The 5,640-nt window shown below is 70.6% G+C and carries 5 protein-coding genes; all 5 read right to left on the bottom strand.

The genetic code is table 11. From position 1 onward, the window contains the following. Window positions 1–205 precede the first annotated feature (205 nt). Window positions 206–1,180 (bottom strand): DUF3048 domain-containing protein, encoded by a 975-nt coding sequence (locus IJH84_RS19105; RefSeq protein WP_295146985.1) that lies wholly within the window; start codon window positions 1,178–1,180, stop codon window positions 206–208. Window positions 1,181–1,326: 146 nt separating this feature from the next. Further along, window positions 1,327–3,405, bottom strand: a complete 2,079-nt coding sequence (locus IJH84_RS19100) for a xanthine dehydrogenase family protein molybdopterin-binding subunit (RefSeq protein ID WP_295146982.1) — start codon at window positions 3,403–3,405, stop codon at window positions 1,327–1,329. Beyond that, window positions 3,402–4,382: a xanthine dehydrogenase family protein subunit M gene (locus tag IJH84_RS19095; protein WP_295146979.1), complete on the bottom strand. Its 981-nt coding sequence runs from the start codon at window positions 4,380–4,382 to the stop codon at window positions 3,402–3,404. Before IJH84_RS19095 ends, IJH84_RS19100 begins: the two co-directional genes overlap by 4 nt. Further along, complete coding sequence (locus IJH84_RS19090; RefSeq protein WP_295146976.1) at window positions 4,379–4,876, bottom strand: 2Fe-2S iron-sulfur cluster-binding protein; 498 nt, start codon at window positions 4,874–4,876, stop codon at window positions 4,379–4,381. The genes IJH84_RS19095 and IJH84_RS19090 overlap by 4 nt, the downstream gene beginning before the upstream one ends. A gap of 365 nt (window positions 4,877–5,241) precedes the next feature. Then, a partial coding sequence (locus IJH84_RS19085) for an ADP-ribosylglycohydrolase family protein (RefSeq protein WP_295146973.1) occupies window positions 5,242–5,640 on the bottom strand: 399 nt, incomplete at its 5' end.

Raw genomic sequence — 5,640 nt, 5'->3', positions numbered from 1 at the left:
TACAACTCCGCCACGTAGGTGCGTTCGGCGAACAATTCCTCGTTCTTCGGCCGCTTTGACAATTCCGTCCCACCCCTGCTAGAATAAAGAAAAACGTTCTTCGCGTGCAGTTGAACGCAATTCTCCATTCTTGCGGGCGTGTCAAGCCGAGGCCGAAATCAGCGATGCGGATCAGCGGTTGCCGCGCCAATTCGACGGCGGACGTTCACAGCTTGCCGGTCAGCGCGACCCACACCGGCCCGGGCGCGAACGGCAGCGGATCTCCCGACTCCGTCGTGTAGGTCGTCCCCACGTCCGGGCTCGGCCGGTTCCACCGCGCATCGAAAGCCATGCCGTCCCGCAGCACCAAGGCGCGTCCGCTGCCCACGGACTCCGCGTACGGCGAGGCGCTGCCGGCGACATCGCTCACGGACGACTGGTGGATGGCGACCTCTTGGAGCACCACCGTTCCCGCACCGAGCCGGCCCGAATCCGCAGCCGCGGCCGGTTTCCCGTCCATCCCGACGAGGTACCGCTGCTGCTGCGGTGACCAGGTGAAGCTCGTCGACGCGGACTTGTAGGCGACCTGCGCGGACTCGCGGGGCTGCCCGCCCGCCGGGGCGGGGCCGAACACCATCGGAGCCTTCGGGGACCACGGCGCGCCTGCCGGCACGGCCGAAGGCCGCACGAACAGGTTGTGCGGAGATTCCCGGTCGGTGCCGCGGAAGAACGCGCTCGGGTCGCGCTCCAGCGGGACCGGGTCCAGCGCAGCACCGGAAAGCCTCGGCAGCAGTTGCGGGGCGGCGCCGGAGAAGACCAGCGTCGGCCTGCCGAACTGCGCCAGCAGCTCCATGTCCGTCTCCCGCGCGCTGCGCACCGGCCCGACCACCGGCGGGCGATCTCCGCCGAACACGGCGACGAGCCTGCTCAGCCCGCCCTCCACCGGTTCGACCACCACGAGATCGGCCGAACCGATGCCCACCGCAGGACGCGCCTCCGGGACGTTGTCGATCTTCACGGCGAGCACCGGCGGACCGGGCGCTGGCGGCCCCGGCGGCGCGGGCGCGGGCTGTTGCGGCTGGGCCGGCTGCGGAGGCGGCGGCGCGGGCTGGGTGCGGGTCGGCTGGCAGGCCAGGCCGACCACGAACACGGCGACCAGCACCGCGAACGCGCGCACGACCGAGCTGAACGTTCTCCGCACCTGGAACCCCCTTGCCTGAACACCCAGCGTGCTCCTCAGCCGGGTGCCAGACAAGGCACACAACCTGCCGAACAGGGGAAATGCGGGCGTCGACCATTACTTTCCGGTGGTAATCGCTCACCCCTGCGCGGGATATCGGTTTCCGGTCATTCGCGGAACAACTTGTCCGGAGTGATCGGCAGGTCACGTGCGCGGATCCCGGTGGCGTGGTGCACGGCGTTGGCGACCGCGGCAGGCGACCCGACGATGCCGATCTCGCCGATCCCGCGCGCGCCCATCGGATTCGCGTGCGCGTCCCGCTCGTCCAGCCACGTCGCCTCCACGTCGGCGATGTCGGCGTGCACCGGCACGTGGTACTGCGCGAAGTCGCGGTTGATGACGTGGCCGAACCGCGGGTCCAGCACGCTTTCCTCGTGCAGCGCCATCGACAGCCCCATCGTCATACCGCCGATCAGCTGCGAGCGCGCCGTGCTCGGGTTGATCACCTGCCCCACCGAGAACACACCGAGCATTCGCGGCACCCGCACTTCACCGGTGTCGGCGTTGACCCGGGCCTCGGCGAACACCGCGCCGAACGAATGCATGGAGAACCGGTCGTCGTCCGGGTTGTCCGGCGTCATGCCGTCCGCCTCGTCCCCATCGGAGGGGTCGGTGCCGAACTTCTCCCGGAACCGGCGGGCGGCGTCGACGATCGTGGCGCCCCAGGACGACAGGCCCGCTGAGCCGCCTTCCACGGTCGCCACCGGCAGGTCGGTGTCGCCGATCCGCAGCCGCACGGACTCCACGGGACAGCCGAGCGCGTCCGCTGCGACCTGCGTCAACGCAGTCCAGGTCCCGGTGCCGATGTCCGCGGCGCCGATGCGGACCTCGTAGCGCCCGCCGCTGAACCGGATATCGGCGACCGAACCGGGGAAGGTGAACCGCGGATACGTCGAACTCGCGACACCGGTACCGATCAGCCAGTTCCCGTCCCGCCGGGCGCGCGGGCGGGGATCCCGGCCGGACCAGCCGAACCGCTCGGCGCCCTCCCGCAGGCAGCGCGCCAGGTTCCGCGCCGAATACGGCAGGCCGGATTCCGGGTCGACGTCGGGCTCGTTGCGCAAGCGCAGTTCGATCGGATCGATTCCGCAAGCCTCGGCCAATTCGTCCATCGCGACCTCGGTCGCGAACATGCCCGGAGCCTCACCGGGAGCGCGCATCCAGAACGGCACCGGCACGTCCAGCGCGGCCAGCCGGTGCGTGGTGCGGCGGTTCGGCGCGGGATACATGGTCCTGGTGGCCACCGCGGTCTGTTCGGCGAACTCCAGCACCGTCGAGGTGCGCTCGACGACGTCGTGGGTCACCACCGACAGCGTGCCGTCGCGGTCGGAGCCGAGCCGCACGTGCTGGATCGTCGGCGTGCGGTGCCCGACCAGGTCGAACATCTGCTGGCGGGTCAGGGCCAGCTTCACCGGCCTGCCCCCGGCCACGCGGGCCGCCAGCGCGGCGAGGACGTTGTGCGCGTGCGCGGTGCCCTTCGAGCCGAAACCGCCTCCGACGTACGGCGAGATCACGCGCACGCGCTGCTCTTCCAGACCGAGCACGGGCGCGAGCCGGGACCTCGTGGCGAACACGCCCTGCGTGGAGTCGTAGAGCGTCAACGAGCCGTCCCGCCAAATGGCGACGCTGGTGTGCGGCTCCATCGGGTTGTTGTGCTCCATCGGGGTCGTGTAGGTCCGGTCGACCAGCACGTCGGGGTCGACGCTTTCGACCTCGCCCGAGTGCGTGTCGGTGCCGAAGCCCCCGTTGACGATCTCCGGCGCGTAGAGCCGTTCGTAGTTGCTGCGCAGCACCACGTCGTGCTGTTCCTGCTCGTAGTCGATCCGCACCAGACCGGCCGCCTGCCTGGCGACCTCCGGGGCTTCGGCGAGCACCGCGCCGATCAGCTGGCCGCGGAACGCGATGCGATCGGACTGCAGCACCCACATCTCCGGGTCGTCGCCGGTGGCCAGGCGCGGTGCGTTCAGGTGGGTGAGGACAGCGGCGACGCCTTCGAGGTCCTCGGCGGCGTCGGTGTCGATGTGGCGGATGCGCCCGCGCGCGACCGTGGCCTGCACGGGATGCACGTAGAGCGGTTCGCGGACCGGTTGTTCGTAGGCGTAGGCCGCCGTGCCGGTCACCTTGGCGTGGCCGTCGAGGCGTTCCAGTGACGTCCCGATGGCGTTGCGCTCCAGCTGCTCGGTCATCGCTGCTCCCCGGTCAGGTCGCGCAGCGCGGCGACGATCGTGTTCTTGGCCATCGGGACTTTGAAGGCGTTGCCCGCGAGCGGGCTCGCGTCGGCCAGCTCGGCCTCGGCGGCCTCCCGGAACGCTTGCTCGGTGGCGCGGCTTCCGCGCAGCGCGGCTTCGGCGCGCCGCGCCCGCCACGGCTTGTGCGCCACACCGCCCAGCGCGAGCCGCACGTCCTGCACCACGCCGCCGGCCATGTCGACGACCGCGGCCACCGAAACGAGCGCGAACGCGTACGAGGCGCGGTCCCGCACTTTGCGGTAAGCGGAAATCGGCGCGGCTCCAGGGATATCGACCGCGGTTATGAGCTCGCCGTGCTGCAGCACCGTGTCGCGCTCCGGTGAATCCCCGGGCAACCGGTGGAACTCCGCGACCGGGACGGTTCGTTCGCCATCGACGCCCTGTATCCGCACCACCGCGTCCAGCGCCGTCATCGCCACCGCCATGTCCGACGGGTGCGTGGCCACGCACTGCTCGGACGACCCGAGGATCGCCATGTCGCGGTTGTGCCCGCTGATCGCCGAACATCCGGAGCCGGGTTCCCGCTTGTTGCACGGTGTCGTGACGTCCTGGAAGTACGGGCAGCGGGTGCGCTGCAGCAGGTTCCCGCCGGTCGTGGCGAGGTTGCGCAGCTGCCCGGAGGCGCCGGCCAGCAATGCCTGCGCGAGCACCGGGAACCGCTGCCGGATCAGCGGGTGCGCGGCGAGCTCGCTGTTGCGCACCGACGCGCCCGCCCGGACCACGCCGTCCTGCTCCTGGACCTCGCCGAACGGCAGCCGCGACACGTCGACCAGCAGCTCCGGCTCGCTCACCCCCAGCTTCAAGTGATCCACCAGGTTCGTGCCCCCGGCGAGGAACCGCGCGTTCGGGTTCCGCGCCACCGTCGCAACCGCGCCCGCGGCGTCCGTGGCGCGCTCGTAGTCGAACGGGATCATGTCGCCACCTCGCGGATCGCGGCCAGGATGTTCACGTAAGCCCCGCAGCGGCACAGGTTCCCGCTCATCCGCTCGCGGATCTCGTCGTCGGTGAGCGCGGGTTCGGCGGCCACGTCCGCGGTGGCGTGGCTCGGCCAGCCCTGCTCTGCCTCGTCCAGCATTCCCACCGCGGAACAAACCTGTCCCGGCGTGCAATAACCGCACTGGAACCCGTCGTGCTGCACGAACGCGCGAGCGACCGGGTGCAGCTCACCGTCGTCGGCCAGCCCCGCCGCCGTGGTGATCTCCGCCCCGTCCTGCGCCACGGCGAGCGACAGGCAGGTCGTCACCCGCCACCCGTCCACCAGCACCGTGCAGGCACCGTACTGGCCGTGATCGCACCCCTTCTTCGGCGACACCACCCCCAGCCGGTCCCGCAGCGCGTCGAGCACCGTGACCCGCGGCTCCACGTCCAGCTCACGCTCCGTGCCATCCACTGTCCAAGTGATCCGCATGGCGTACCTCCTTCCGATGCCGCGATCCTTCAGAGTGACGGCCGCGCGCGTCACTCGCTCGACTCGCGGCGTGTACCAGCGGAAACGGAGCGCCCCTCGAATCGCCGCGCACGGGCGGGTGATTCTTCGCCGACTGGCGGCGCGGGTCGTGCGAACCCGAAACGACATGCGACTTGCGCGGTACAACGCAGCACACCGGAAATGGAGATCGGAAAATCAGCAAGACGTGATCTTTTTCCGCGGGTGCAAACGATCACGCAAGTCGCACGCCGCCGCCAAGGCCGGCCACCGGAACATCGCCGGTCACGGCCTGCGAGAAGTGGATCCGGCGAAACGCCGACCGCGAAGCACCGTCGCCGCCGAGCTCACCACCGGGGATAGCGTTCTTTCCAGCGTTGCGGATCCGCTTGCTCGCGCGGATTGCGGACGGAGAAGTGCCAGTAGGCGTCGTTGGCGACCTCTTGGACGAGGTCGGTGACGCCGAGCGCGTCCACCCATTCCCGCGGCAGCCCCGGCAGACCCGCGCGGGCGCCGACGAGTGCGCCGGTCAGCGCGGCGGTCATGGCGCTGCGACCGGACTGGTTCGCGGCGGCCAGGATCGCCGATCGCGGGTCGTACTCCCGCTTCGCGGCGGCCAGCAGGGCTCGGCCGAGGACCGAAGCGGTGTCCTGCCCGTCGCCTATCGCTTCCACCTCGTCCCGGTCGGGCTCGAGGTCGTTCCGCCAGCGGCCCAACGCGTTCCTCGCGAGGTCGATGGCGGGCTG

This window comes from Saccharopolyspora sp. (assembly GCF_017434145.1).
GTDB classification, from domain to species: Bacteria; Actinomycetota; Actinomycetes; order Mycobacteriales; family Pseudonocardiaceae; genus Saccharopolyspora_C; species Saccharopolyspora_C galaxeae.
Note: the sequence above shows the minus strand (reverse complement) of the source record. Positions and strands in the feature narration are given on the sequence as shown.

Excerpts from the sequence above, each read along its gene's own strand:
- IJH84_RS19100 (WP_295146982.1), bottom strand. The coding sequence starts at position 3,405 with ATGACCGAGCAGCTGGAGCGCAACGCCATCGGGACGTCACTGGAACGC.
- IJH84_RS19095 (WP_295146979.1), bottom strand. The coding sequence starts at position 4,382 with ATGATCCCGTTCGACTACGAGCGCGCCACGGACGCCGCGGGCGCGGTT.
- IJH84_RS19090 (WP_295146976.1), bottom strand. The coding sequence starts at position 4,876 with ATGCGGATCACTTGGACAGTGGATGGCACGGAGCGTGAGCTGGACGTG.